This is a genomic window from Zwartia panacis, assembly GCF_030410395.1.
Lineage (GTDB): Bacteria > Pseudomonadota > Gammaproteobacteria > Burkholderiales > Burkholderiaceae_B > Zwartia > Zwartia panacis.
Genome location: NZ_JAUHHF010000013.1, coordinates 13,617 through 39,035 on the forward strand (window position 1 = coordinate 13,617; position 25,419 = coordinate 39,035).

22 protein-coding genes and 1 riboswitch are annotated in these 25,419 nt (G+C 55.0%); of the genes, 10 read left to right on the plus strand and 12 right to left on the minus strand.

What is annotated here, in order from left to right:
* Window positions 1-66 precede the first annotated feature (66 nt).
* Together QWY30_RS13955 and rfaE2 are read left to right on the plus strand one after the other, a co-directional pair.
* On the plus strand, window positions 67-954 hold the full coding sequence (locus QWY30_RS13955) for a ferritin family protein (RefSeq protein ID WP_290242156.1): 888 nt from the start codon (window positions 67-69) through the stop codon (window positions 952-954).
* An 18-nt stretch (window positions 955-972) separates the two neighbouring features.
* Window positions 973-1,458 carry a D-glycero-beta-D-manno-heptose 1-phosphate adenylyltransferase gene (rfaE2, locus tag QWY30_RS13960; RefSeq protein ID WP_290241994.1) on the plus strand — a complete coding sequence of 162 codons (486 nt, stop codon included), beginning with the start codon at window positions 973-975 and terminating at the stop codon, window positions 1,456-1,458.
* On the opposite strand, the gene QWY30_RS13965 is transcribed toward rfaE2, so the two are convergent.
* From QWY30_RS13965 to QWY30_RS13985, 5 genes are all read right to left on the minus strand, one after another.
* Complete coding sequence (locus tag QWY30_RS13965) at window positions 1,455-2,135, minus strand: protein-L-isoaspartate O-methyltransferase family protein (protein WP_290241996.1); 681 nt, start codon at window positions 2,133-2,135, stop codon at window positions 1,455-1,457. The two genes, rfaE2 and QWY30_RS13965, sit on opposite strands and share 4 nt — an antisense overlap.
* An 83-nt stretch (window positions 2,136-2,218) precedes the next feature.
* The gene (thiD, locus tag QWY30_RS13970) at window positions 2,219-3,070 is read right to left on the minus strand and encodes a bifunctional hydroxymethylpyrimidine kinase/phosphomethylpyrimidine kinase (RefSeq protein ID WP_290241998.1); all 852 of its coding nucleotides are present in this window, start codon (window positions 3,068-3,070) and stop codon (window positions 2,219-2,221) included.
* Complete coding sequence (locus QWY30_RS13975; RefSeq protein ID WP_290242000.1) at window positions 3,067-3,876, minus strand: thiazole synthase; 810 nt, start codon at window positions 3,874-3,876, stop codon at window positions 3,067-3,069. The genes thiD and QWY30_RS13975 overlap by 4 nt, the downstream gene beginning before the upstream one ends.
* 29 nt (window positions 3,877-3,905) lie before the next feature.
* Window positions 3,906-4,802: a cobalamin-binding protein gene (locus QWY30_RS13980; protein ID WP_290242002.1), complete on the minus strand. Its 897-nt coding sequence runs from the start codon at window positions 4,800-4,802 to the stop codon at window positions 3,906-3,908.
* A gap of 12 nt (window positions 4,803-4,814) precedes the next feature.
* A complete protein-coding gene (locus tag QWY30_RS13985; protein WP_290242005.1) occupies window positions 4,815-6,791 on the minus strand; it encodes a TonB-dependent receptor domain-containing protein in 1,977 nt (658 codons plus the stop codon).
* A gap of 65 nt (window positions 6,792-6,856) precedes the next feature.
* Window positions 6,857-7,044: riboswitch (cobalamin riboswitch) on the minus strand.
* Window positions 7,045-7,193: 149 nt separating this feature from the next.
* Between QWY30_RS13985 and metH the strand changes: the two genes are divergently transcribed.
* Window positions 7,194-10,967 (plus strand): methionine synthase, encoded by a 3,774-nt coding sequence (metH, locus tag QWY30_RS13990; protein ID WP_290242007.1) that lies wholly within the window; start codon window positions 7,194-7,196, stop codon window positions 10,965-10,967.
* Between the two features lie 20 nt (window positions 10,968-10,987).
* Here metH and QWY30_RS13995 read toward each other — a convergent pair whose 3' ends face one another.
* From QWY30_RS13995 to rplU, 6 genes are all read right to left on the minus strand, one after another.
* The gene (locus QWY30_RS13995) at window positions 10,988-12,082 is read right to left on the minus strand and encodes an acyltransferase family protein (protein WP_290242009.1); all 1,095 of its coding nucleotides are present in this window, start codon (window positions 12,080-12,082) and stop codon (window positions 10,988-10,990) included.
* Between the two features lie 29 nt (window positions 12,083-12,111).
* On the minus strand, window positions 12,112-14,025 hold the full coding sequence (gene thiC, locus QWY30_RS14000) for a phosphomethylpyrimidine synthase ThiC (protein ID WP_290242011.1): 1,914 nt from the start codon (window positions 14,023-14,025) through the stop codon (window positions 12,112-12,114).
* Between the two features lie 195 nt (window positions 14,026-14,220).
* Window positions 14,221-15,357 carry a glutamate 5-kinase gene (proB, locus tag QWY30_RS14005; RefSeq protein ID WP_290242013.1) on the minus strand — a complete coding sequence of 379 codons (1,137 nt, stop codon included), beginning with the start codon at window positions 15,355-15,357 and terminating at the stop codon, window positions 14,221-14,223.
* Window positions 15,358-15,399: 42 nt separating this feature from the next.
* Window positions 15,400-16,530 carry a GTPase ObgE gene (gene obgE, locus QWY30_RS14010; RefSeq protein ID WP_290242016.1) on the minus strand — a complete coding sequence of 377 codons (1,131 nt, stop codon included), beginning with the start codon at window positions 16,528-16,530 and terminating at the stop codon, window positions 15,400-15,402.
* Window positions 16,531-16,599: 69 nt separating this feature from the next.
* A complete protein-coding gene (gene rpmA, locus QWY30_RS14015; protein WP_290196038.1) occupies window positions 16,600-16,860 on the minus strand; it encodes a 50S ribosomal protein L27 in 261 nt (86 codons plus the stop codon).
* A 48-nt stretch (window positions 16,861-16,908) separates the two neighbouring features.
* The gene (gene rplU / locus QWY30_RS14020; RefSeq protein WP_290242018.1) at window positions 16,909-17,220 is read right to left on the minus strand and encodes a 50S ribosomal protein L21; all 312 of its coding nucleotides are present in this window, start codon (window positions 17,218-17,220) and stop codon (window positions 16,909-16,911) included.
* A gap of 138 nt (window positions 17,221-17,358) precedes the next feature.
* On the opposite strand from rplU, the gene QWY30_RS14025 reads away from it, so the two are divergent.
* From QWY30_RS14025 to QWY30_RS14045, 5 genes are all read left to right on the plus strand, one after another.
* Window positions 17,359-18,285 (plus strand): polyprenyl synthetase family protein, encoded by a 927-nt coding sequence (locus QWY30_RS14025; RefSeq protein WP_290242021.1) that lies wholly within the window; start codon window positions 17,359-17,361, stop codon window positions 18,283-18,285.
* Between the two features lie 182 nt (window positions 18,286-18,467).
* Window positions 18,468-19,583 carry a TRAP transporter substrate-binding protein gene (locus tag QWY30_RS14030; protein WP_290242023.1) on the plus strand — a complete coding sequence of 372 codons (1,116 nt, stop codon included), beginning with the start codon at window positions 18,468-18,470 and terminating at the stop codon, window positions 19,581-19,583.
* Window positions 19,584-19,674: 91 nt separating this feature from the next.
* Window positions 19,675-20,298 (plus strand): TRAP transporter small permease subunit, encoded by a 624-nt coding sequence (locus QWY30_RS14035; protein ID WP_290242025.1) that lies wholly within the window; start codon window positions 19,675-19,677, stop codon window positions 20,296-20,298.
* Window positions 20,295-22,211, plus strand: coding sequence for a TRAP transporter large permease (locus tag QWY30_RS14040; protein ID WP_290242027.1), 1,917 nt, complete (start codon window positions 20,295-20,297; stop codon window positions 22,209-22,211). Before QWY30_RS14035 ends, QWY30_RS14040 begins: the two co-directional genes overlap by 4 nt.
* A gap of 1 nt (window position 22,212) precedes the next feature.
* A complete protein-coding gene (locus tag QWY30_RS14045; protein WP_290242029.1) occupies window positions 22,213-23,013 on the plus strand; it encodes an enoyl-CoA hydratase-related protein in 801 nt (266 codons plus the stop codon).
* Window positions 23,014-23,023: 10 nt separating this feature from the next.
* On the opposite strand, the gene QWY30_RS14050 is transcribed toward QWY30_RS14045, so the two are convergent.
* On the minus strand, window positions 23,024-23,833 hold the full coding sequence (locus QWY30_RS14050; protein ID WP_290242031.1) for a cation efflux transmembrane domain-containing protein: 810 nt from the start codon (window positions 23,831-23,833) through the stop codon (window positions 23,024-23,026).
* 204 nt (window positions 23,834-24,037) lie between these two features.
* Between QWY30_RS14050 and QWY30_RS14055 the strand changes: the two genes are divergently transcribed.
* Window positions 24,038-24,400 carry a hypothetical protein gene (locus tag QWY30_RS14055; protein ID WP_290242033.1) on the plus strand — a complete coding sequence of 121 codons (363 nt, stop codon included), beginning with the start codon at window positions 24,038-24,040 and terminating at the stop codon, window positions 24,398-24,400.
* A 34-nt stretch (window positions 24,401-24,434) separates the two neighbouring features.
* Window positions 24,435-25,418: an NADPH:quinone reductase gene (locus QWY30_RS14060; RefSeq protein ID WP_290242035.1), complete on the plus strand. Its 984-nt coding sequence runs from the start codon at window positions 24,435-24,437 to the stop codon at window positions 25,416-25,418.
* The last annotated feature ends 1 nt before the right edge of the window (window position 25,419 follow it).

Genomic DNA, 25,419 nt, shown 5'->3' on the forward strand with positions numbered 1-25,419 from the left:
ACCTTTAGCGGCAGATCTTATCTTTGAGCAACACCGGTCTGAGCTGAATTTTTAAGGCAGTGAATGATGCTTTACACAGAACTTTTCAAGTCCATGGAGTCGGTGCGCTGGAACATGGCCACCGATATTCCCTGGCACGATTTCGACCGGAGCAAACTCAGTGATGAGCAGGCCCAGACGATCAAGATGAATGCGATCACGGAGTGGGCCGCGTTGCCCGCCACGGAGATGTTTTTGCGCGACAACCGTGATGACAGTGATTTTTCAGCCTTCATGTCGGTCTGGTTTTTCGAAGAGCAAAAGCACTCACTCGTACTGATCGAATACTTGCGTCGGTTCGCGCCTGATTTGGTCCCGACAGAGGAAGAGTTGCATCGCGTGCGTTTCGAGTTTGATCCTGCCCCGCCACTTGAGACCTTGATGTTGCATTTCTGCGGTGAAGTGCGTCTGAACCACTGGTATCGCCGTGCCTCTGACTGGCATACCGAGCCTGTGATCAAGGCGATATACAACATCATCGCTCAGGACGAAGCCAGACACGCAGGCGCTTATTTGCGCTACATGAAACGTGCCTTGACACAGCGCGGTGCGGATATTGCGACTCAAGCGCGCATCGCCTTTTCAAAAATTGGCGTATTGATGGCTTCGGCGCATCGCACGCCTCAGGCGCTGCATCCGACCAATTTGCACGTCAATAAAGACATGTTCCCGAACGATACGGTGCAATCCAAGCTGCCAGAGCCTGGTTGGCTTGAGCGTTGGCTTGATCATCAGATTCACTTCGACAAAGACTGGGAAGGCAAAGTCAGCACGCGTATTTTGCACAATATGTCTTTATTGATGGACAGTTCTTTTAAAACTGTTCAGGATCTGAATCGGTATCGCAAGGAGTTATTGCGCGCGGTCCCACTGGTTGTGCCGGGTATTTTGCCTTCTGCGCCTTCAGCGGTTTGATGCGCTCGGACGGATGAAATGACCGCAAGATTTGAGAGCAAAATCCTGTCCCCCGAGGCATGCGCCCAACACATTGCCCGGGGAGATTGGGCGCGTCCTGTGGTGTTTACAAACGGTGTCTTTGATATTTTGCATCGTGGTCATGTGACATACCTGGATGAGGCGGCCCAGTTGGGAGGTACCCTGGTCGTGGCCATCAATACGGATGCATCAGCCCGAAGACTCGGTAAAGGTCCGGACAGGCCGTTGAACAATGCGCAGGATCGGGCGGCTTTGCTTGCGTCGCTGGCTTGCGTGACCGCGGTGACGTTCTTCGACGAAGACACGCCGGTCGCGCTGATCGGTCAGTTGCGACCAGACATCATTGTCAAGGGAGGGGACTACGATATGCAGACTTTGCCAGAGACAAAGTTGGTCGAATCCTGGGGCGGTCGCGCCATCGCAATCCCGTTTGAGTTTGCGCGTTCTACGACCGCGTTGGTGACAAAAATCCGTCAGACCTAGAACTTGAACTTGGACGGACGAACGCCGGTCAAAGGTTTGATGACGGTTTCGAAAAGCGGTGTCGTTTCAAAACTTGCCGCTGTGGTACGTGTGACCCGGTAAGCAGTCATCGCGGGAGCCTGACCCACTACAACGACCATGCGTCCACCTTCGCATAATTGATATTTGAGCGCATCTGGGATGCTGGGCAATGCGCCTGTGACCAAAATCGCGTCATATTCAGTCGTCCCCCAACCGTTGCTGCCATCACCTGTTTCGACCGTGACATTGTTGATGCCAGCCTGCTGGAGATTGAGCTGGGCAAAAGCAGTGAGGCGAGGATCGATCTCGATGGACATGACGCCACGGGCGAGATGCGCGAGGAGTGCCGCCTGATAGCCCGAACCGGTGCCAACTTCAAGTACGCAATCGTCTTCTTTTAATTGAAGCAATTGAGTGAATTTGGCTTCGAGCTTGGGCGTCAGCATGGTCTGATGCGTTTCGCCAGCAGGAATGGTCAACGGGATTTCGAGATCGGAAAACGCGAGGGAACGATAGGTCGACGGAACGAAAAGTTCGCGTCTGACGCTAAACAACGCCTCAAGCACTTTGCTGTCAGAGACGTCCCAGGGACGAATCTGTTGTTCGATCATGTTAAAGCGCGCGCGTTCGATATCAGGCAAAGTATTAGCTTTCATAAAATCAACAGGTCGACAAGTCGGTCGCTCAGTAATGTCACGTAGACAATGTCACGTAGACAATGTCACATGGCGGAAAACCCTTATTGTAAGGGTTTTCCTGACCATAGTTGGTGAAAATGGTGCACAGGGCCGTGACCTTGGCCGACACGCAAAGCATCAGCGTGCAAAATCGCCTGTACCAAGTAATTTTTTGCCGTCTTGGTGGCTTCAGGAATACTCGTAGTTTGAGGGATCAGTGCGGCAATCGCAGAGGACAATGTGCAGCCCGTGCCATGCGTATTTCGCGTCGGGATGCGGTGACCGGGCAGTTCGATCATCTGATCGCCGTCATGAAGAATGTCGATGGTGTCATTGCCGGGCAGATGTCCGCCTTTGACAAGTACCCAGCGGTGACCATCGTGCGTCATCAGGTTGCGCAAGCGCTCGGCGACTCGGCGCATTTCGCGCACGGTCTCGACGCTGCGCATCTCCAGCAGCACGCCAGCTTCGGGAAGGTTGGGGGTGATCATCGTGGCCAGAGGAAGAAGTTGCTCTCTCAAAGCGCCGACGGCCTTTTGTTCAAGCAATAAATCTCCGCTTTTGGCCACCATGACGGGGTCGAGCACGACATGTTCGGGTTTGAAATGCCCCAGTCGGTCCGCCACCACTTCAATGACTCCGGTCTGGCCGAGCATGCCGATTTTGACAGCATGGATGGTTACATCCGCAAACAGCGTGTCGATCTGGGCGCGCACAAAGCTCGGATTGACGGGTGAAATATCGGTCACGGCCTGCGTGTTTTGGGCAGTTAACGCGGCGACCACTGCACAGGCATAGGCACCAAGGGCGCTCATCGCTTTGACATCAGCCAGGATGCCCGCTCCCCCGGAGGGATCCATGCCGGCGATGGTCAGGGTGTTGGGGATCGGGCGAGACGCTTGGGCTTGACTCATGTGCGGCTCTTGGGTGTGATCAGCCCCGTGGTGGGTGAACTTGGAGCGGCTTGGTAGGTTTTACGGGGGACACGACCCGCAAGAAAGGCTTCACGACCCGCCTCGACTCCTTTTTTCATGGCGCTGGCCATCAGGACGGGCTGATGCGCACCAGCGATCGCGGTATTCATCAGCACCCCGTCGCAACCAAGCTCCATCGCGATGGTCGCATCCGAGGCTGTGCCGACTCCGGCGTCGACCAGCACAGGCACACGAGCCTGATCAATAATCAGACGCAAGTTCCAGGGGTTGAGAATACCCATACCCGAGCCAATCAGAGAGGCCAGGGGCATAACGGCGACGCAGCCTATGTCTTCGAGCATGCGGCACTGGACTGGATCGTCGGTGCAATAAACCATCACGTCGAAACCGTCCGCAACAAGTGTTTTGGCAGCAGAGAGGGTTTCGGGCATATTGGGAAAAAGGGTATGCGGGTCGCCCAGGACCTCGAGTTTGACCAGACGGTGCCCATCGAGCAACTCGCGCGCCAGACGCAAGGTACGCACGGCATCCTCGGCGCTGTAGCAGCCAGCTGTATTAGGCAGCAGGGTGAACTGGCTGGGGGGTAAATACTCAAGCAGGCTGGGTTCGTTGGCGTGTTGTCCGATGTTGGTGCGACGGATCGCGACCGTGATGATTTCGGCACCGCTGGCATCAATTGCCTGGCGTGTCTGTTCGAAATCCTGATATTTGCCAGTACCCACAAGCAGTCGAGATTGATAGGCCTTGCCTGCGATGACCAGTGGGTCGTTGGGGGAGTTCTTCATAAGCCTTCTCGGTTGAATGACATCACCCGCTATTTTCGGGCTTGTTGAATCATGCTGCAAATCGCGTCACCGGCCTCGATCAGACGCGGGCCGGGACGATAGAGTACATCCGAATCCATCACAAAGACACGTTCCGCCAGCGCGGCAGGCAAATTCAACCGCGACCAGTACTTGCGTGTTTCTGCGTCGGGGGTCGGATGCGCAGGTCCACCGACACGCCCGAGCAGAATCAGGTCAGGGCGCTGCGCCAGCACGCCTTCCGCACTGATTTTAGGTGCGATCGCAGCGGCCTCTGCGAAAATATTGACTCCCCCGCATGCCTCGATTATCTGGGAGAGGAGATGAGTGCGATTGAGTGAAAATTCTGGCGGTTCGCCAATTTGTAAAAAAACACGCACGGGTGATGCGGGGTCAGGGAAGTGTTTGAGACGTTCGAGCTTGTTTCTGAGTGTGGTTGCGCGGTCTTGAGCGAGCTCTGCGGTGCCAAACAGCATGCCTAGTTTTTCAATCGTATCGGGTATGGCGGCCAGCGTTTGAGGCGCGCTCAAAAAAGTGGGGATGCGCAGGCGATCGAGATTTGAAAGTTGCGATGTTTGCCATCCAATCACCAGGTCCGGCCTGAGCAGGAGCAGGCGCTCGGAGTCCGGTAGTAAACCATCACCGATACGTGGCAACCGTTTGGCGGCTTCGGGAAAGTCGCTGGCGATCACGGTAGCGGCAATACGCTCACCGCCACCCGCGGCAAAAACAAGTTCCGTGGCGTGGGGTGAGAGCGTGATGACCCGCTGCGCGGGTTTGGCAAGCTGTACGGTTTGACCGCGATCGTCTGTGACAATCGCTTGGGCATGAAGGGGCGATGCCGTGGCGAACCAGGCAAGCACACCGATCAATGCACCCAGCAAGTGTTTCACCATATGTTTCAGCACTTCAGCCTATTCCTACATTTTGAGCGCCAAATTCACAAAGACATTTGAGCCAGGGGCCGTATAGCCTTGAACGAGCGTGTATTGCTTGGCAAAAACGTTGTTCCAGCGAACCTGGATTTCAGCGTTATCTGTGACTGGGTAGCTTGCGACCAGGTTCATCAAGCCAAATCCGCCCAGAGTATCGCCTGTCAACGCATCCTGCCGCTGGCTGGTGACGAAAAACTCGCCGCTTAGCCGGGCTCGCCCAATAGACTGGTCAATCGCCATTTTGAACACCCGTTGCGCACGTTGCGGCAAGAGTTCGCCCGTACTGGCATTGCGAGGATTGGACCAGTCGAAGCTGCCTTTGACAAGCGTGTTGCGTCCGATTTGTTGTGAACCGGTGAGCGTGATGCCTGTGATCAGCGCTTGATCAATGTTCATCGGGATGTAAGGGGAGTAGACGTCTCCCGGGATGGAAGGCTCGTTCAAGATCAGGTTGTCGATATTGTTACGGTAAAGCGTGAGTCCAAGCTGAGTCTTGTCTGTCGTGTATTTCAGGCCTGCTTCAATGTTTTGTGAACGCTCAGGCTTGAGCGTCGGGTTGCCCATAAAGAAAGGCGTGACAGGCCAGTACAGTTCGTTAAAGTTTGGCGCCCTGAAGCCGGTGTTTGCGCCAATGCTCGCCTTCCAGCTAGGCGTGAGCTCCAGACCATAAGTCAGGCTGCCTGTTGTCACGTTGCCAAACTGGGAGTTGTTGTCATTTCTCACGCTGGCCTGCACGGACTGCGGTCCCCAGGTCCCCCGGTAAATCGCGAGCAGAGAGTTCGTGAAGCGCGCATTTTGCTGATAGTTGACGACACCGGGAGAGATGTTGTCGACCAGGGCACCATCCACATTCTGTTCGAGCCTTTCATAGGCGAGGCTGACGATTTGAGTGGGTGAAAAGGTGAGGTCGTTTTGCCAGACATACTGGCTTTGGTTGGTTCTGAAATGCTGTTTGCCATCTGGCGTGTTGAAGAAATTCTGCGACGCATCGACGTTGACGGTTTTGTAGATGTCTGTCGTGAAGCCAGCCCTGAGCGTACTGGTCCAAAATGAAGAGATCACATTTCGGCTGGTGATGATGTTGTTGCTGAGAGTTTGAATGCCGCGGTCGCCAAAATAGGGAGCGCCAGCATCGTAGCTGCCGTTGACTTTAGACTGATAGGTTTGAACAGTCAGAGTTTGACCAGGTTTCCACGTGTAACCAAGCGAGCCGCCAATATTGCTCCGGTAGTATGAGTCACTGTCCGGATTTTGGTAATAGTTGGAGGGTTGAGTCGCGCTGAAGCCCGCGCTTTGTCCATAGCCGCCAAACAAGCTGTAGCTCCAGCCGTCCTTGGCGCCAGAAAATCCGGCATCGTATTGGGTGGTGGCATACGTACCGACTCCAGCATTCGCGTAGGCAGAAAAGGGGCGGTCGGTATCTTGGCGGGTGATGATGTTGACCACACCACCGATTGCATCCGCGCCATACAGGCTGCTGCTGGTGCCGCGGACAATTTCAATGCGTTCGATGCTGTTGAGCGGAATGGCGTTGAGCGGTGGCAGACCGTTAGTGGCGTTGTTGACGCGCACGCCATCGATGAGCACCAAAGACTGGTTGCTGTTCGTGCCGCGAATATTGATCGTGCTGACGGTTTGAGGGCCGCCCAGATTGACCCCCTCGATACTGTGCGAGCGAATCAGGGCATCGGACAATGTTCCGTTTGGAAGCGTGTCGAGCGTTTGCCGCGTGATGACACTGTTGTCGCCGAGGGTTTCTGACAGAGGTTCTGGTGTGCGAGCCGGGGTCACCACAATCGTGGCGAGCTGCGGGACTGTCGTTGCGGTTGCAGGGGGGGCCGGCTGAGCGAGCGCCTGGATGGGTGAAAGAGCGGTGATTCCGATCCCTGAAGCGAAAGCCGTAGTCATCGCAAGGGTAATAGTCGTGCGTCCGGACCGAGTTCGGTTGGTTGAGTGATGCATGTGAGGCCTCGTAGTGATGTGCGTCCCCGCACATCCTGAACGTTCAAAAGGACTGGCTAAAAGCACCAATCCCACTCAAACTGGCCGGTATCGGGCTGGCGTCAGGTGGGCTTCATTGTTGAAGGACCGGACGTTGACCGTTGCGGGGGCAGCACAGGCACGAGGATCCGTATGGATCGATCTCCCTGTTTCCCGTTTAACTTTCCCAATGCTCGATTTTGCTTGTGGCAAGACCGTTTTTGCATCGAAAGCACCAATTCTGGTATCACTGTAGCACGGCGTCTCTTTTGTTAAACTGACAAGTTATTTGTTGCGCATTGCGCAAAGGGTTTTGTTTACCGGCTGAACCCTTTCAGCAACTGAGTCCATTACCCCGGACTTCACGCTTTTTTCTGAATCGTCATGACCTATCCTAAATTGCCTTATCCCATCGAAAGCTACACCAGAGGCGCGGCGTTTGCCCGTTTGCTGGCCGAGCGCATCATGATTCTCGATGGCGCGATGGGCACGATGATTCAGACATATAAATTGTCTGAGGCGGATTTTCGCGGCGCGCGTTTCGCCGAGCATGGCAAAGACGTCAAGGGTAACAATGAATTGTTGTCGCTCGTACGTCCTGACATCATTCAGGCGATTCACGAAGGGTATCTCGAGGCCGGTGCCGATGTCGTAGAAACCAACACCTTTGGCGCGACCTCCATCGCTCAGGGTGACTACGACTTGCCCGAGCTCGCTTATGAGTTGAATCTGGAGTCCGCACGGCTGGCACGTATCGCGTGTGACAAGTTCAGTACGCCTGAGCGTCCGCGCTTTGTTGCAGGTGCCCTGGGCCCTCAGCCGAAAACCGCCTCCATCTCGCCGGACGTCAATGATCCCGGTGCGCGTAATGTGACCTTTGAAGAATTGCGTGCGGCCTACACCGAGCAGCTCAACGGCTTGCTTGATGGCGGTGTTGACCTGATTTTGATTGAAACGATTTTTGATACGCTGAATGCCAAGGCGGCTATTTTTGCGGTCGAAGAAGTCTTTGAGGCTCGTGGCGAGCGTCTGCCCGTGATGGTGTCCGGCACAGTGACCGATGCATCGGGACGTATCTTGTCCGGACAAACGGTCGAAGGATTCTGGAACTCGGTGCGTCATGCGCGTCCGATTACGATTGGCTTGAATTGCGCGCTGGGTGCCGCACTCATGCGTCCCTACATCGCCGAACTGGCCAAGATTTGCGATACCTACGTTTGTGTCTATCCGAATGCGGGCTTGCCCAATCCGATGAGCGAGACGGGTTTTGATGAGACGCCTGCGGATACCTCGGCATTGCTCGAGGAGTTCGCGCGCTCCGGGCTCGTCAACGTCGCGGGAGGTTGCTGCGGCACGACGCCCGAGCATATCAAAGCCATCGCGGACAAGGTCTGCAGTCTGCCTGTGCGCGTGGTCCCGGAGATCCCTGTCAAGACGCGTCTGTCGGGACTCGAGGCGCTCAATATCGACGGCGAGACATTGTTTGTGAACGTCGGTGAACGGACCAACGTCACGGGCAGCAAGATGTTTGCCCGTCTGATTCGCGAAGAAAAATATGACGAAGCGGTCGCCGTCGCGCGACAGCAGGTTGAAAGTGGCGCGCAGATCATCGACATCAACATGGATGAAGCCATGTTGGATTCGGCAGCCTGCATGCACCGCTTTTTGAACTTGATCGCCTCAGAGCCCGACATCGCGCGCGTGCCGATCATGATCGACAGCTCGAAGTGGTCGGTGATCGAGACCGGACTCAAGTGCGTGCAAGGCAAGTCGATCGTCAATTCGATTTCCCTCAAAGAGGGTGAAGAGCCTTTCCTCAAGCAGGCGCATCTGTGCCGGCGTTACGGCGCGGCCGCTGTGGTGATGGCGTTCGATGAGAAAGGTCAGGCCGATACGCTTGTGCGCCGCAAGGAAATTTGTACGCGTGCGTACAACTTGCTGGTCAATGAGGTCGGCTTTCCGCCAGAAGATATTATTTTCGACCCCAATGTGTTTGCGATCGCCACGGGTATCGAAGAGCATAACCATTATGCGGTCGACTTTATCGAGTCGACTAAATGGATTCGCGCCGCGCTGCCCCATGCTCGGATCTCTGGCGGTATTTCAAACGTAAGCTTTTCGTTCCGCGGCAACGAGCCGATGCGCGAAGCGATCCATACGGTATTTTTGTATTACGCGATTCGCGAAGGCTTGACGATGGGTATCGTCAATGCGGGTCAACTCGGTGTGTATGCGGAGCTTTCACCAACGCTGCGCGACCTGGTCGAGGATGTGGTGCTGGACCGTCAGCAGCCGGTTGGCTTGACAGAGCCTGGCGATACCCGCACACCAACCGAGCGGCTGGTGTCTTTTGCGGATTCGGTCAAAGGCAGTGGCGCCAAGCGCGAAGAAGATCTCACCTGGCGTGAGCAGTCCGTTGAAAAGCGTCTGGCGCACGCCATGGTGCACGGCATCACTCAGTTCATCATCGAGGATACCGAGGAAATCCGTCAGCAGATTGCCGAACGTGGCGGTCGCCCGATTGAGGTGATCGAAGGTCCGTTGATGGATGGTATGAATATCGTCGGCGACTTGTTCGGCGAAGGAAAGATGTTTTTGCCCCAGGTCGTGAAATCGGCCCGCGTGATGAAGCAGGCCGTGGGCCATCTGGTGCCGTTTATCGAAGAGGAAAAAAAGCTCATCGCGGCCGCCGGGGGCGATGTGCGCGCCAAGGGCAAGATATTGATCGCGACGGTCAAGGGCGATGTGCACGATATTGGTAAAAACATTGTCACCGTGGTGCTTCAATGTAATAACTTCGAAGTCATCAACATGGGGGTGATGGTTCCCGCGGCCGAGATTCTCGGACGCGCGAAAGCAGAAAATGTCGACATCGTCGGCTTGTCCGGGCTGATTACGCCAAGTCTTGAAGAGATGGCCTATGTCGCGAGTGAAATGCAGCGTGACGAGTATTTCCGCAGCCGCAAGATTCCGCTGATGATCGGTGGCGCCACCACGAGCCGCGTACACACGGCGGTCAAGATTGCCCCGCATTACGAAGGGCCGGTGATCTATGTCCCCGATGCGAGTCGTTCAGTCGGTGTGGCACAAAACCTCGTCTCGGAAACTGCCAATACATATCTCGAAGAGCTTGCGGTCGAGTACGAAGACGTGCGTCGCCGTCATGCCAATCGCCAAACCGCTCCACTGATGTCCATCATTGATGCGCGCGCGGCCAAACCCAAATTTGACTGGTCTTCGTACCAGCCGCCACGCCCCAAGTTCATTGGTCGACGCACGTTTAAAAACTTCGATCTGTCCGAGCTCGCCCGTTTTATTGACTGGACACCTTTCTTTCAGACCTGGAGCTTGTTCGGGCAGTACCCCGCGATTTTGGATGACAAGATTGTTGGCGAGCAGGCGCGCAAGGTCCACGCCGATGGTTTGGCGATGGTCAAGCGCATCATTGATGGTCGCTGGTTGACTGCGAATGGCGTAGTGGCTTTTTATCCGGCCAACTCGATCAACGATGATGATATCGAGGTCTATCAGGACGAGACGCGCGAAAAGGTCTTGTTTACCTGGCGTGGCTTGCGCCAGCAGGGTATCAAGCGCGAAGGCGTTGAAAACAAATGTCTGGCGGATTTCATCGCGCCCAAATCATCAGGTGTGATGGACTACATCGGACTGTTCGCGGTGACTGCCGGAATCGGTATAGACAAGAAAGAAAAAGAATTCGAACAAGCCAATGATGACTATTCCTCCATCATGCTGAAGTCTTTGGCGGACCGGATGGCCGAGGCCTTCGCCGAAGCTTTGCATGCGCGCGTCCGAACCGATTTGTGGGGCTATGCGCCTGACGAGTCTTTGACGAACGAGCAGATGATCAAGGAAGCGTATGTGGGGATTCGACCTGCGCCAGGCTATCCAGCTTGCCCAGAGCATGTGGTCAAGCGCGAGATGTTTGAGGTCCTGGATGGTGCGGATATCGGCATGATGCTGACAGAGAGCTATGCCATGCATCCCGCAGCGAGCGTGTCAGGTTTCTACTTTAGCCATCCGCAGTCACAGTACTTTAGTGTGGGACCGATTGGCGAAGATCAGGTCGAGGACTATGTGAAGCGTTCGGGCAGGACGGCGGCGGACGTCAAGAGGACTTTGGCGCCGAACCTGGGCTAACGAGATTGCGCTGGCAGCCGTCAGCGTGAAAATGTTTCGATTGTGAGCGTGGCGAGGACGCCCAGGATGAGCAGGGCGGTTGTGCCATTTAAGCCCAGTACGTCGGGGCGGGACTCGACGTAACGATAGAGGACTGCGCCTCCTGTAATCGACATAGCGATTGCGACGAGTATCCCGATTGCATTGATGAGCAAGCCAGTCGGGAACCATACGCTCCAGAGCGCATTGACGCCGATGATCAAACCGTAGTGGATTAAAAAAATCGAGTAGGAGCGTTCCCCTAGCCAGTGCAGACTGGCTGAACGCGGCCATTGCTCCAGCCAGCCGCGCGCGCTGGCGATACTCAAAATCAGTGCGCTCAGCGTCGCGGTCGCGACTGATTTGCGGAATTCAATGCCAAGCGCGATCAAACCTAACAAGGCGATCAAGGCCAGGAACCAGGCTTTGGCCGGGGTGCGCGCCGCCCAGAAGGCGAGCATGCCAAGACCGTAGTAGCCAAAGAAGTAGGGCGCGGCGATTTCGTATTGAGAATATCGACTGAGATGCCATAAAGACCAAGCGGTGAGGGCAGTCACCACAACGGGTAACAGTACGTGCCAACGCGGGGGCAACATATGTATCAGTGCGATGAGTACGGTGATGATGGCAAAGAGCTGAAAATCAACAGCCACATACCAGACGCCTGCCGATAATGCTTCGAGACCGATCAGGTCGTACATCAGGAATACGTGCGCGATCAGTTGCCCCACTGTGGGTGCGGCCGAGAGTGAGTCGTGTTGAAACCATGGACGCACAAGCGCCGTGATCAAAGCGGCAAGCGTGACAGCGAAAAGAAAAGGTGTGATTAAACGCTTGTAGCGTTTCCAGACCAAGGGGCCCGGATTGATGGATGTGGTGACGCCGTTTGGTGCGAACTGTGAGGCGACAAAATAACCCGCTACGACAAAAAACAGTTGAACAGCCAGACGGCCGTACACGACGATCGCCTCAATCAGCTGCGGGTATACGGCGCCGATGACTTCTGACATCGGACCGTAGACTGCGAGATGATGCACGACAATCACCAGACAGGCGATACCCTTCGCTGCGTCGATGAAGGGTAGCCTGCGAGTCACGTGTTGATCGCCCGTTTAAGGTTCAAGGTTTAAGTCTTGTGATAAATCTCTGAACCTTTCTTGACGAATTCGACCGCCTTTTCCTGCATCCCTGCCTTGAGTGCCGCGTCGTTGGCGACCCCCAGTTTTTGAGCATAGTCGCGCACGTCTTGCGTGATTTTCATGCTGCAAAAGTGCGGACCGCACATCGAACAGAAGTGAGCGACTTTCATCGAGTCCTTGGGTAAGGTCTCGTCATGGAAGTCTTTCGCAGTGTCTGGATCCAGGCCGAGGTTGAACTGGTCTTCCCAGCGGAACTCGAAACGTGCTTTGGACAAGGCATTGTCACGGATGGCGGCACCAGGATGCCCCTTGGCCAGATCGGCGGCGTGCGCGGCGATCTTGTAGGTGATGATGCCGTCTTTAACGTCTTTCTTGTTGGGCAGACCCAGATGCTCTTTCGGTGTGACATAGCAGAGCATGGCGGTACCGTACCAGCCGATCAGTGCCGCGCCAATGCCGGACGTGATGTGGTCGTAGCCAGGCGCAATATCGGTGGTCAATGGTCCGAGTGTGTAGAAAGGCGCCTCGTCGCAATGCTTGAGCTGCATCTCCATGTTTTCTTTGATGAGCTGCATGGGAACGTGTCCGGGACCCTCGATCATGACTTGAACGTCGTGCTTCCAGGCCACCTTGGTGAGCTCGCCGAGTGTTTTGAGTTCGGCAAATTGCGCTTCATCGTTGGCGTCGAAGCCTGAACCCGGACGCAGGCCATCGCCCAGCGAGAAGCTGACGTCGTAGGCCTTCATGATTTCGCAGATTTCTTCGAAACGCTCGTACAGGAAGCTTTCCTTGTGATGAGCCAGACACCACTTGGCCATGATCGAGCCGCCACGTGACACGATGCCAGTCATTCGATCGGCCGTCATCGGGATGAAGGGCAGGCGCACGCCGGCGTGGATCGTGAAATAGTCCACGCCCTGTTCGGCTTGTTCGATCAGGGTGTCGCGGAAAATCTCCCAAGTCAGTTCTTCGGCTTTGCCGTCGACTTTTTCGAGGGCTTGATAAATTGGCACTGTTCCGATTGGCACGGGCGAGTTACGCACGATCCATTCGCGTGTTTCGTGGATGTGTTTACCAGTGGACAAATCCATCACTGTGTCGCCACCCCAGCGGATCGACCAAGTCATTTTTTCGACTTCTTCGGCAATGCCGGAGCTGACCGCGGAGTTACCGATGTTGGCGTTGATTTTTACCAGGAAGTTGCGTCCGATGGCCATCGGCTCGACTTCGGGGTGATTGATGTTGGCGGGGATGATGGCGCGACCGCGCGCGATCTCATCACGGACAAATTCTGGTGTGATCAGATTGGGGATGGAGGCGCCAAACGACTCACCCGCATGTTGGCGCAACATCCGTTTGACCATTTTTTCGCCTTCGGGACCCGTGGCACGCAGGCTCTCGATGTATTGTTCGCGGCGAAGATTTTCGCGGATGGCGACAAATTCCATTTCGGGCGTGATGATGCCGCGTCGCGCGTAGTGCATTTGCGAGACATTGGCACCCGCCTTGGCGCGTCGGGGATGGCGGCGCAAGTCAAAGCGCATGGCTGTCAGCTTGGGATCGGCCAGACGTTCCTGACCGTAGGTGCTGCTTGGACCGCTTAGCAGTTCGGTGTCACCACGCTCTTCGATCCACGCACGGCGTAATTCTGGCAAGCCGCGACGGATGTCGATTTTGATGTTGGGGTCGGTGTAGGGGCCGCTTGTGTCATAGACGGTCAAGGGAGGATTTTTTTCCCCGCCAAACGAGGTGGAGGTGTCCTCTTGCTCGATTTCGCGAAAGGGAACGCGAATGTCGGGACGCGAGCCGATCTCGTAGACTTTGCGTGATTTTGGCAGGGGGGCGACAGCGGCGGCGTCAACTTCGGCAGTCGCTGCAAGGAATTTAGGATTGGCGTTCATGAAAAAGCTCCAAAAATCGATTGGAGCCGAATCGGGATGGATCCCGGGCTGAGCCGGGATGCGCTCCCAGCATCGGCATTATCCGTACTGGTACGAAGGGACTCTCTCAACCTGGCGTATTGCCAAGTACCCCCGCATTCAAGTGCAAAGTATAGGACAGGATGGGGCAGTTTTGCGTGGATGCCCTCGGCAATCTCAAAGAATGATCAGGTTATCCCGATGGACGAGCTCGGCTTCGGTCATCGCACCCAGGATTTCGGCGATTTTGCTAGAGGGTTGTCCCATGATGCGTCTGGCTTCCGAGGAGGAGTAATTGATCAGTCCGCGGGCACATTCTCTGCCTTCCAGGTCGAGGCAAGCGACAACATCGCCAGGTTCGAAGTCACCCTCGATATTGCGTACACCCACGGGCAGTAGGCTCTTGCCCTCGACGAGCAATGCTTGTACCGCGCCTGCGTCAAGCATGAGCTTGCCGCGCAGACGCAAATGATCAGCCATCCATTGTTTACGCGCAGATAGGACGGGTAACTCGGCGCGCAGCTCAGTGCCGATACATTCCCCTGCGGCAAGTCGAACCATGACTTCATGTTCGCGACCCGAGGCAATGACCGTATGGGCTCCGCTACGCGCTGCGCGTTTGGCCGCCAGGATTTTGGTGAGCATGCCGCCCTTGCCAATCCCGCTTCCGGTTCCGCCCGCCATGGCTTCGAGGGTCAAGTCACCGGCTTTGGCATGGGAGACAAAACGTGCCTCGGGATTTTTACGGGGGTCAGATTCGTACAGGCCACGTTGATCCGTCAGGATGATCAGCGCATCGGCTTCGATCAGGTTGGTGACGAGTGCGCCAAGTGTGTCGTTGTCGCCAACGGCGATTTCGTCGGTCGCGACCGTATCGTTTTCGTTGACGATGGGGACTACGCCCAGTCTGAGCAGCGCAAAGAGCGTCGAGCGTGCGTTGAGATAGCGCTGACGGTCTGCGAGATCTTCGTGAGTGAGGAGAATCTGGGCCGTACGCAGGTTGTGTTTGGAAAACGCGACTTCGTACGCTTGGGCCAGGCCCATTTGACCGACAGCCGCAGCGGCTTGAAGCTCGTGCATGGAAGTTGGGCGTTTAGCCCAACCCAGGCGCGCCATGCCTTCCGCGATCGCGCCGCTTGATACCAACACCACCTGTTTGCCTTGATTGCGCAGGGCGGCGATTTGGCTTGCCCAGTGCGCAACGGCTTGTCTGTCTAGGCCTTGACCGTCATTGGTCACAAGGGAAGATCCAACCTTCGCGACGATGCGCGAAGCGGATGCGATCACGGAGAGGGGCGAAGCGTGGGCATTCATGGATGTTGTACAGATCAGAAGCTGGATCAGTATGGGACGCGATTAGTCTTTTGGTTGCGACGGAGGTGTATCGGCAGCGCTACGTGACTCGTCGAAGCGAGGGTCCTCGGCGACATAAGTGCCATCGGCCTTGTCCTCGGCGATATTGTCTTCTTGACGATAGGCGTCGATGGCGTTTTGCAAATCCCAGATCAACTGTTGGGTACCGTCGCCTGAAAGTGCGGAAATCGCATAAACAGGACCGGTCCAGCCATATTCCTTGCAGAAGCGCTTTTTGACCTCTTCGGGATTGGGGACAACGTCGAGCTTGTTCAGGACGAGCCAGCGCGGCTTGTTGTAGAGCGCTTCGTCATAGAGGCGAAGCTCTTCGACGATTGCCCGCGCTTCGCCAAGCGCCCGCGCGACAGAGTCTTCGTCGGGATCATGAGAGGAAACGTCAACGATATGCAACAAAATACGGGTGCGTGTCAGGTGACGCAGAAACAGGTGTCCTAGGCCCGCGCCTTCGGAAGCGCCTTCGATGAGACCGGGAATATCCGCGACGACAAAGCTGCGCGACTCGGAGGTGCGCACGACACCCAGATTAGGGTGAAGTGTCGTAAATGGGTAGTCGGCGATTTTAGGTCGCGCGTTGGAAATTCGGCTGATCAGCGTGGATTTGCCAGCGTTGGGCATACCCAGGAGACCGACGTCGGCCAGCACCTTGAGTTCCATGCGCAGTTTGCGCTGCTCGCCTTCTTTGCCGGGCGTCCATTGCTTAGGCGCGCGGTTGACGCTGGACTTGAAATGCACGTTGCCCAGTCCGCCTTCGCCACCAGCTGCCAAAATCACCTGTTGCCCATGGCGATTCATATCGAAAAGTTCTTCGCCGGTGTCCGCGTCATAAATAATCGTGCCCACAGGCACACGCAAGGTAATGTTGGGTGCGGCCGCGCCGTACATATCAGAGCCGCGACCGTTTTCACCATTTTTTGCCAAGTGCTTGCGCGCGTAGCGGAAGTCGATCAGGGTGTTGATGTTGCGATCCGCGACGGCGAAGACGCTGCCGCCTTTGCCGCCGTCACCACCGTCGGGTCCGCCCTTGGGGATGAATTTTTCACGGCGAAAGCTGTGCGCGCCGTTGCCGCCTTTGCCGGCAATGACTTCAATGGTGGCTTCGTCGACGAATTTCATGCGCTAATGGTACCGTGAAAATAAAAAGCCCTGCCGCTTGCGACAGGGCTTTTTGGGATAACAGGCAAATTACTCAGCCGAAATAATCGAGACTGTCGACTTGTTGAGTTTGCCGCGAACTGAGAACTTGACGTGACCGTCGGTCAGCGCGTAGAGCGTGTGGTCTTTGCCAATGCCTACGTTTGTACCGGGGTGAAACGTTGTACCGCGCTGACGCACGATGATCGAACCGGCCGGGATCAGTTCGCCGCCGTAGGCTTTCACGCCTAGACGTTTCGATTCTGAGTCGCGACCGTTGCGGGTAGAGCCCCCGCCTTTTTTCTGTGCCATTTTTTACTCCTGGTGCTTGCCGTGATCTGTTTGAATGAATCGCGGCAATTAAGCCGAGATCTCACCAATCAGAATCTCGGTGTAGTTTTGACGGTGGCCTTGACGCTTCTGGTAGTGCTTGCGACGACGCATCTTGAAGATCTTGACCTTATCGTGGCGTCCTTGCGCAAGAACCGTTGCTTTAACCACTGCGCCTGCCACAAGCGGGGTGCCAATTTTCAATTGGTCGCCTTCACCTACGGATAACACCTGGTCTAGCGTAATTTCTTGCCCAATGTCTGCCGGTATCTGTTCTATTTTAAGTTTTTCACCAGAAGCAATGCGATACTGCTTGCCACCAGTTTTTACGACCGCGTACATGGGTTAACCTCTTGTTTTAGTGCAAATGGGATCTCGGCTAAGATGCCGAGCCAGAAATAATAGCGTGTAACCACTTGAAAGTCAAAAGAAAGTCTCTTGCATAAGCTCTCAAACCTCTTAGCCCCAGTGGCCCGGGACATGGAAACGGTCGATACCGTGATCCGTTCCAGACTCAATTCCGACGTCGTATTGATCCGGACGATCGGCGAATACATCATCAGCGCAGGCGGAAAACGCATGCGCCCGGTCCTCTTGTTGCTGGTCGCCCAGGCGCTCGGCTACAAGGGGAGCCATCACCATCTGATGGCGGCGGCGGTGGAGTTCATCCACACGGCGACCCTGCTGCACGACGATGTCGTGGACGAATCCGACCTCAGGCGCGGTCGCGGGACGGCAAATGCTGTGTTTGGCAATGCCGCAAGCGTTCTGGTGGGGGATTATCTCTATTCCCGCGCCTTCGAGATGATGGTGGACGTCGACAGCATGCGGATCATGCAGATCATGTCGGGCGCCACCACCGTGATCGCCGAGGGCGAGGTGCTCCAGCTGCTCAATATCCACGACCCTGATGTTTCCGAGGCCCGGTATTTGCAGGTGGTACGTTTCAAGACCGCCAAGCTTTTCGAGGCCGCCGCCGAGGCGGGTGCTGTTCTGGCCGGGGCATCCCCAGCCCAGCAAGAGGCCGCCGCGGCCTATGGACGTCATATCGGAACCGCTTTTCAGCTGGTCGACGATGTGCTGGATTACAACGGAGATGTGGGGGCGCTCGGTAAAAATGTGGGTGACGATTTGCGCGAGGGCAAACCGACTCTGCCTCTGATCAGGGTGCTCGAAATCGGAACGCCGGCACAAAAACAGCTGGTTCGGGACGCAATTGAAAAAGGCGAGGCTGATTTTGATGCAGTTGCCAGGGCGATCCAGGAAACCGGTGCGCTTGAGCACGCGAGCCGATGTGCGGTTGCCGAAGCCACGCTTGCCCGCCAAGCGATTGAAACGCTCCCCGACTCGCCGGCTAGACAGGCCCTGATTGATTTTTGTGCCTTTGCGATCGAACGGGATCGTTGATCCCAGCTCAAATCGTTAAAAGGGAGGGTTAATACTTATAACTAAGTGGTTGTCTGAGATCTGATGGCAGCGTCTAATGGTCTAAACAGATTGTTTAAATAGATCGACAAAAGAATTTAAAACTTCAAAAGTATTGTCGACAGGGATGAAGCGCAGCGTTTATCGACTTTAAGGAGTTGAGGATGTCCATTCAGTCTTCCAGAAGAAAGTTTTTCTCTACCGCTGCGGTCGGCTCTGCCGCTGTATTAGGTGTACCGGTTGTTGCCAAAGCCCAAAACGCACCCATCACGTTACGCTTTCAAAGTACTTGGCCCGCCAAAGACATTTTCCACGAATATGCGCTCGACTATGCCAAGAAAGTGAATGACATGGCAGAAGGGCAACTCAAGATTGATGTCCTTCCCGCCGGCGCGGTCGTGCCTGCTTTTAATTTGCTGGATGCTGTCTCTGCGGGAACGCTGGATGGCGGTCATGGCGTTGTGGCGTATTGGTACGGTAAAAACACTGCCGTGGCGCTCTGGGGATCGGGACCTTCGTTCGGTATGGATGCCAACATGCTGTTGTCTTGGCACGAGTACGGTGGCGGTAAAGAGTTGCTTGTGGAAATTCAAAAGGCAATGGGTGTCAACGTCGTCTCACTGATGTACGGACCGATGCCAACGCAACCATTTGGCTGGTTTAAAAAACCTATTTCAAAAGTCGAAGACGTCAAGGGCGTTAAGTTCCGTACAGTGGGTCTCGCCATCGACATGTACACAGCGATGGGTGCAGCGGTCAACGCGTTACCAGGCGGCGAGATTGTGCCAGCACTGGATCGTGGACTGCTCGACGGCGCCGAGTTTAACAATGCTTCTTCAGACCTGATTCTTGGTTTTCCAGACGTCTCCAAGGTCTGCATGTTGCAGAGTTTCCACCAAAGCGCCGAGCAGTTCGAGATTTTGTTCAACAAGGCGAAATACGATGCCTTGCCCAAGCACCTCAAGAGTGTGTTGGCGGTTGCCTCTCAGGCAGCGAGTGCCGATATGTCCTGGAAAGCGATTGACCGTTATTCCAAAGACTATGAAGTTTTGCAGAAAGACAAAGGGGTGAAGTTTTACAAAACTCCGGATGCGATTTTGCAAAGACAGCTTCAGATCTGGGATCAGATGATTGCGAAACGTTCGGCAGAGAATCCTTTGTTCAAAAAAGTGCTCGATTCTCAAAGAGCATTCGCCGAGCGCGCTGGAAAGTGGTCAGGCGATACGAACGTGAACTTCCGTATGGCCTACAACCATTTCTTCGCGCAAAAGAAAGGTTGATTTTTTGTAGAGTGAAGATCGGGATGGCATCTGCGCAAGATGCCATCTTTTCTTGTGGATTCACGACCCGACACACCGTCTGGATGAATGTATGAATAAATGGCTTTGGCGCATCGATGCGATGTCCACGTTGATGGGTAAAACGTTTTCGTGGTTAATCGTCGTGCTCACTCTGCATGTTTCGTGGGAAGTGGTTGCCAGATATTTGTTCAATCAGCCGAGTTCGTGGGCGTTTGACTTGCAATCGATGTATTACGGCATCATGTTCATGATGGCGGGGGCCTATACGCTAGCTAAGAACGGACATGTGCGTGGAGACATCCTTTATGGGTATCTTCCGCCTCGGGGGCAGGCCTGGATTGATTTGATTTTGTATGTCGCTTTTTTTATACCGGGTGTGACAGCGATGGTCTGGGCCGGTTGGACCTTCGCAGCAGATTCGATTGCCATTAATGAGCACTCCTCGCTTATGGCGGATGGCCCGCCTGTCTATCCTTTCAAAGCATTTATTCCTTTCGCAGGATTTTTTCTGCTGCTCCAGGGCTTTGCAGAAATCGTGCGATGCGTGATGTGCTTGCGAAACGGAAGCTGGCCGGAGCGGGAGGCTGATGTGCAGGAAGTCGATGTGGAAAAACTCAAGGAGCTTGTGCACGTCAAAGATGAGGACATCCAATCTCTGGACAAGTATGTCGTTGGCAAGGAGCACGCAAAATGAAACTGCCAAAGGCAATATGGTTCGGGTTTAGTTGCATCGCCATCGTCGTGATGCTGATTATCTTTTTGACGCCCTGGACAGCGCTCACGACAGGACACATCGGTTTGATCATGCTGGCACTCATTGTGGTGGCCATCATGCTCGGATTCCCGACCGCGTTCACGCTGATGGGTATGGGCGTGATCTTCACTTTCCTTGCCTATATCTTGCAAGCTCCGGAGATGACGGGTAAGGCGCTGAATCAGACGCTGACGCTCATGGTTCAACGTACCTACGCCACCATGACCAATGACGCGTTGATCTCGATCCCGTTGTTTGTGTTCATGGGATATCTGGTTGAGCGCGCGAACTTGATCGAAAAATTGTTTCGCTCTCTGCATCTTGCTTTGGCGCGTTTGCCGGGCGCACTTGCCATTGCGACGCTTGTGACATGCGCAATATTTGCAACAGCAACCGGTATTGTCGGCGCAGTTGTCACGCTCATGGGCTTGCTGGCCATGCCCGCGATGTTGAAATCCGGGTACAGCGTCAAACTGACTGCCGGAGTGATTACTGCTGGAGGATGTCTGGGAATTTTGATTCCGCCTTCGGTGCTGCTGATCGTGTACGGCGCGACCACTGGGACCTCTGTTGTGAAGCTGTATGCCGGCGCGCTCTTGCCCGGAATTGGGCTCGCGGTCTTATATGCGGCGTATGTGATGATTGTTGCCAAAATTTGGCCAGATATGGCCCCGCCGCTTTCTGCCAAGGAACGCGAGGTTGCTTTGCCCGCGGGATCAGAGGCGATCAAGTCGCAAGGTTATACCCTCGCCGCGACAGGTTTGTTGTCGAATTTTTTCAAGGGCCCTAAAAATCCTGCTGTGACGCGGCAATACATGAATCGTAATGCGCTTGCCGTGATGCTGCCTCTTTTGATTACAGCGTTTCTATCACTGGTGATTTATCGCGTCGCGACGGAACCCAAGGAGGTTTTTGAGATCCCGGCAGAATTGCAACTCTCCAGTAATTTGAGCGGTGGCGGTTCTGGCTTAGCTGAGCCCCCCTCTGGTCTGGCTGAGCCGCCTTCGAGCGAGCCCGCGGCAGCATCGGTTGCCGCCAAGGAAGCCGCTCCCGCTGCTGCGCAAGAGCCTGCCAAGGGTGATGCCACCGTCGAGCGTTTGCCTGTTCCAACCGGATACTGGATATATCTGGGCATCGCGGCGCTGATCATGCTGGTGTTTTATGTGACCCTCACCTGGGCGCGTCTTGAAGTATTCAAAATGTTGATGGGATCATTTTTCCCACTGGCAGTGTTAATTGGCGCGGTGCTGGGCTCCATAGGATTTGGTTTGGCGACACCAAGCGAGGCGGCGGCGATGGGGGCACTTGGAGGCGCGCTGCTGGCGCTCGCCTACGGTCGTCTGAATTTAAACGTCCTCAAAGAGTCAACTTTTCTGACGGCCAAAACCAGTGCGATGGTCTGCTGGTTGTTTGTGGGCTCGTCGATTTTTTCCGCGGCGTTTGCTTTGTTAGGCGGCCAGAAAATCATCGAAGACTGGGTCCTGTCTCTTGGGCTGACTTCGCTGGAGTTCATGTTGCTTGCCCAGATCCTGATATTTATCCTGGGCTGGCCGCTCGAGTGGACCGAGATCATCGTGATTTTCATGCCGATCTTCGTGCCTTTGCTTGCTCAGTTTAATATCGACCCACTGTTCTTCGGACTCTTGGTTGCCTTGAATTTGCAGACGGCCTTTCTATCACCTCCAGTCGCAATGGCAGCGTTTTATTTGAAAGGAGTCTCTCCTCCACACGTGACCTTGAATCAAATCTTCCTGGGTATGTTGCCGTTCATGGGTATACAGATTTTGGCCATATTCTTGCTTTACATGTTCCCCGCGATTGGTTTGTGGTTGCCTGAGGTACTTTACAAATAATATGTTTGAAACAATCGAAGTTGTTCGCGGCTCGCGTGTTGCCGTGATCTGGATGAATCGGCCAGAGGTGCATCACGCTGTGAATGAGGTCATGGTAAAGGAGCTCACTGAGGCGATGCGTGATGCAAGCGCTGATCAAGAGGTCAGCGCGATTGTTTTAGCTTCCCGCGGGGAGTCCTTCTGTTCCGGAACGGATCTCGGTTGGTATCAGCGCGCCTGGCACGAGCGCGGTCAATCGGATGATGCGCCAGACGCTGCCTTCGCCGAACTGCTCAAGGTGATCGACGACGTTCAGGTCCCTGTGATTGTTCGCGTGCATGGTCACTGCGTGGGCACCGGCGTCGGATTGGTGGCGGCAGCGGACATTGCGGTTGCCAGTCACGAGGCCGAGTTCACCCAAGCGGAAACGCGACTCGGTATGGTTCCCCGAGTGGTTGCGCCCTATCTTGCTCGCGCGATTGGTTCGCGCCAGGCTGGCAGGTGGCTGATGACAGGTGAAACGCTGAGCGCGGCTGAAGCCTGGCGTCTGGGGCTTGTTCATGAAATTTGCGATGCATCCGAACTGGATGCAAGGATAAATGGCATTTTGGGTCACTTGATGACAGCGGAGTTGGGCGCAGTCATGTCGACCAGAAAACTCGTCAAATCTTTGGATGCTGGCAGTGGTCAGAAAAATGCCTCCCTGCAAGTTCGTGGAGATGGCACGACCGCATCAGGTGGTGATTTGGCGCAAGAAGGCGTCGCAGCATTCCTTGAAAAGCGTTGGCCCGCCTGGGCACCAGAAGAGCTCAAATCGCCCTAGTGGGTTGAGGTCAGAGTCTGAGTATCCGGATCCCGCCTAGAAAGACAATGAAACCGATGATCGCGCCGATGATCCAGTCCGGATAGGGACTGGAAAACCACGCTACCAGGAAGCCCGCGACAATCACTCCCAGGCTCGTTATCACATCGTTGGCTGAAAAAATATAGCTAGCTCGCATATGCACGCCATCATCCCGGTGCTTGGCGACGAGATACAGGCAAGTGATGTTCACGAGCAACGCCAAAAATGAAAAGCCAATCATCGAGTCAGGCGCAGGCATGGCGTTTGTTGAGACCTGATAGGCCACGCGAGTGAATATACCCGCGGCTAGAAGGATTTGAATGAAACCCGCGAACTTTGCCGCTTTGAGCTTGTATGCGGCGGATTTTCCAACGACGTAAAGTGAGACGCCATAGACGGCAGCGTCGGAGAACATGTCAATCCCATCCGCGATGAGCCCGGCAGATTCGGCAAACCAGCCCGCCGTGACTTCGACAAAGAACATAGTGCCGTTGAGTGCCAAGAGCCAAAGCAGGACGCGAGTTTGTGAAGCGTCGCTGGCTGCCGTTGCGGGGGTGGCAATGACTTGTTCATCAGAAAGTATGGCCGCTCCAAGTCCAAGAGGCTGGAGCTTTTCCAGGATGTCACTGGACGCGATGCGATGTCGAACGGTTAGTTTTTTTTGATTAAGATCGAAGAAGAGTGCGTTGATTTCCAAAGAGGCAAGGGCTAGACGAACAAGCTGTTCCTCGGCGGGGCAATCCATGCCAGGTATTTGAAAAGTGGTGGAACTTTCAAGAGGTGCGTCAGTCTGAGTCATGGATTCGCCCGTCCAAATGTCGCTCTTTCATCATAATCGTATCGGTGGGGCATCTGGAGGACCGCATCAAGGGCGGTTTGTAAAAAATTTATTGTTTGATCACTCACATGCGCTAAATTTTGGTCGTAAACTAGGTAGTAACGATAGTCTGCAACTCTTGCGGAAATCGTGTTGATCTGATTGGAATACTCCAAGGAGTCGATGATGAAAAAGTCCATCACACTGGCGATTGCGGCAGCTGCCCTGACTGTCTCGGCACTCGCGCCCGCGCATGCCGGCCCAAACAAATATCGTCATGGACATTATCATGGCTACAAGCAAAACAACTTTAATGCCTGGAATGCGGCAGCGCTCGGTGCTGCTGTGGGTGTGGTGATCGGCGTGGGCAGCCAATACAACCGCTATGTCGCGCCTCCTGTCTACCCTCAGGTCGTCAATGTCTATCCTCCGGCCGTGCCTCCATACGGCCAGTTTTACTCGCTGCCCGTACCTTGCCGGACTGCGCAGATTCCCGTGTACGATCAGTACGGTCGGTTGATTCAGTATCAACAAACTTGCGTGAATTAATCATTTAAAAAAATATAAAAATCAGGAAGAGGCAATGCACGCAGCTTGGTATGAAAAAAACGGCGAAGCCCGTGAAGTGTTGATCGTGGGCGACTTGCCTACACCCGAGGCGGGACCAGGCGAAGTCCGTGTCAAGATTCACTCCTCAGGCGTGAATCCCTCGGACGTCAAGTCCCGTCGCAATCGCCCGATCAACGATCCGCGAATCGTGCCGCATAGCGATGCGGGTGGCGTCATTGACCAGGTTGGGCCTGGCGTATCCAAAGACCGGCTCGGTGAGCGTGTCTGGCTTTGGAATGCTCAGTATCAAAGGCCTTTCGGTACTGCCGCGCAATATGTTGCATTGCCTGAGGCTCAAGCCGTTGCTTTGCCTGATCATGTCGATTTTGACGGCGCAGCTTGCATGGGAATTCCGGGGCTAACTGCTTATGAAGCAGTCAGACGATGCGGCGATATTGCGGGAAAAAATGTGTTGGTGATCGGAGCGGCTTCGGCTGTTGGACATTATGCCGCTCAGATGGCGACGCTTAAAGGCGCTCGCGTCATTGGAACCGTGAGTTCCGAAGCCAAGGCGGCCCATGCGCGCGCAGCCGGAGTGAAGGAAACAATCAACTATAAAACCGAAGCTGTGGCTCAAAGAGTCAAGGAGCTCACAGGCGGGCGTGGTGCCGATGCAATCATCGATATGGACTTCTCCACGACAACGGATCTCGTGCGCGATGGTGCGCTGGCCCCGCATGGAACCGTCGCGTGTTTCGGTTCGAATCGTGTCGAACCTCCTTTGATTCCTTTTCGGCTTTGTTTGACGACGAGTTTGAGTCTGCAGTTTTTTCTCGTGTATGACTTGACTCCCGCTGAGCGGCAAGCGGCTCTAAAGGGGCTGAGTGAGCTGCTTGCGACGGGAAAGCTCAAACATGCCATTGGCGCGCGTTTCGCTCTCTCGGATATCGTTGCCGCGCATGAAGCGGTTGAGCAAGGCAAGGTGCTCGGCAACGTAGTGATTGATCTCGTCAGTTAGA

Coding starts and splice junctions, on each gene's coding strand:
- QWY30_RS13975 (WP_290242000.1), bottom strand. CDS start 3,876: ATGAAGAACTCCCCCAACGACCCACTGGTCATCGCAGGCAAGGCCTAT.
- QWY30_RS14035 (WP_290242025.1), top strand. CDS start 19,675: ATGAATAAATGGCTTTGGCGCATCGATGCGATGTCCACGTTGATGGGT.
- QWY30_RS14055 (WP_290242033.1), top strand. CDS start 24,038: ATGAAAAAGTCCATCACACTGGCGATTGCGGCAGCTGCCCTGACTGTC.
- QWY30_RS14030 (WP_290242023.1), top strand. CDS start 18,468: ATGTCCATTCAGTCTTCCAGAAGAAAGTTTTTCTCTACCGCTGCGGTC.
- rplU (WP_290242018.1), bottom strand. CDS start 17,220: ATGTACGCGGTCGTAAAAACTGGTGGCAAGCAGTATCGCATTGCTTCT.
- QWY30_RS13955 (WP_290242156.1), top strand. CDS start 67: ATGCTTTACACAGAACTTTTCAAGTCCATGGAGTCGGTGCGCTGGAAC.
- QWY30_RS14050 (WP_290242031.1), bottom strand. CDS start 23,833: ATGACTCAGACTGACGCACCTCTTGAAAGTTCCACCACTTTTCAAATA.
- QWY30_RS14045 (WP_290242029.1), top strand. CDS start 22,213: ATGTTTGAAACAATCGAAGTTGTTCGCGGCTCGCGTGTTGCCGTGATC.
- proB (WP_290242013.1), bottom strand. CDS start 15,357: ATGAATGCCCACGCTTCGCCCCTCTCCGTGATCGCATCCGCTTCGCGC.
- rpmA (WP_290196038.1), bottom strand. CDS start 16,860: ATGGCACAGAAAAAAGGCGGGGGCTCTACCCGCAACGGTCGCGACTCA.
- thiD (WP_290241998.1), bottom strand. CDS start 3,070: ATGAGTCAAGCCCAAGCGTCTCGCCCGATCCCCAACACCCTGACCATC.
- metH (WP_290242007.1), top strand. CDS start 7,194: ATGACCTATCCTAAATTGCCTTATCCCATCGAAAGCTACACCAGAGGC.
- QWY30_RS13965 (WP_290241996.1), bottom strand. CDS start 2,135: ATGAAAGCTAATACTTTGCCTGATATCGAACGCGCGCGCTTTAACATG.
- rfaE2 (WP_290241994.1), top strand. CDS start 973: ATGACCGCAAGATTTGAGAGCAAAATCCTGTCCCCCGAGGCATGCGCC.
- QWY30_RS14040 (WP_290242027.1), top strand. CDS start 20,295: ATGAAACTGCCAAAGGCAATATGGTTCGGGTTTAGTTGCATCGCCATC.
- obgE (WP_290242016.1), bottom strand. CDS start 16,530: ATGAAATTCGTCGACGAAGCCACCATTGAAGTCATTGCCGGCAAAGGC.
- thiC (WP_290242011.1), bottom strand. CDS start 14,025: ATGAACGCCAATCCTAAATTCCTTGCAGCGACTGCCGAAGTTGACGCC.
- QWY30_RS14025 (WP_290242021.1), top strand. CDS start 17,359: ATGGAAACGGTCGATACCGTGATCCGTTCCAGACTCAATTCCGACGTC.
- QWY30_RS14060 (WP_290242035.1), top strand. CDS start 24,435: ATGCACGCAGCTTGGTATGAAAAAAACGGCGAAGCCCGTGAAGTGTTG.
- QWY30_RS13985 (WP_290242005.1), bottom strand. CDS start 6,791: ATGCATCACTCAACCAACCGAACTCGGTCCGGACGCACGACTATTACC.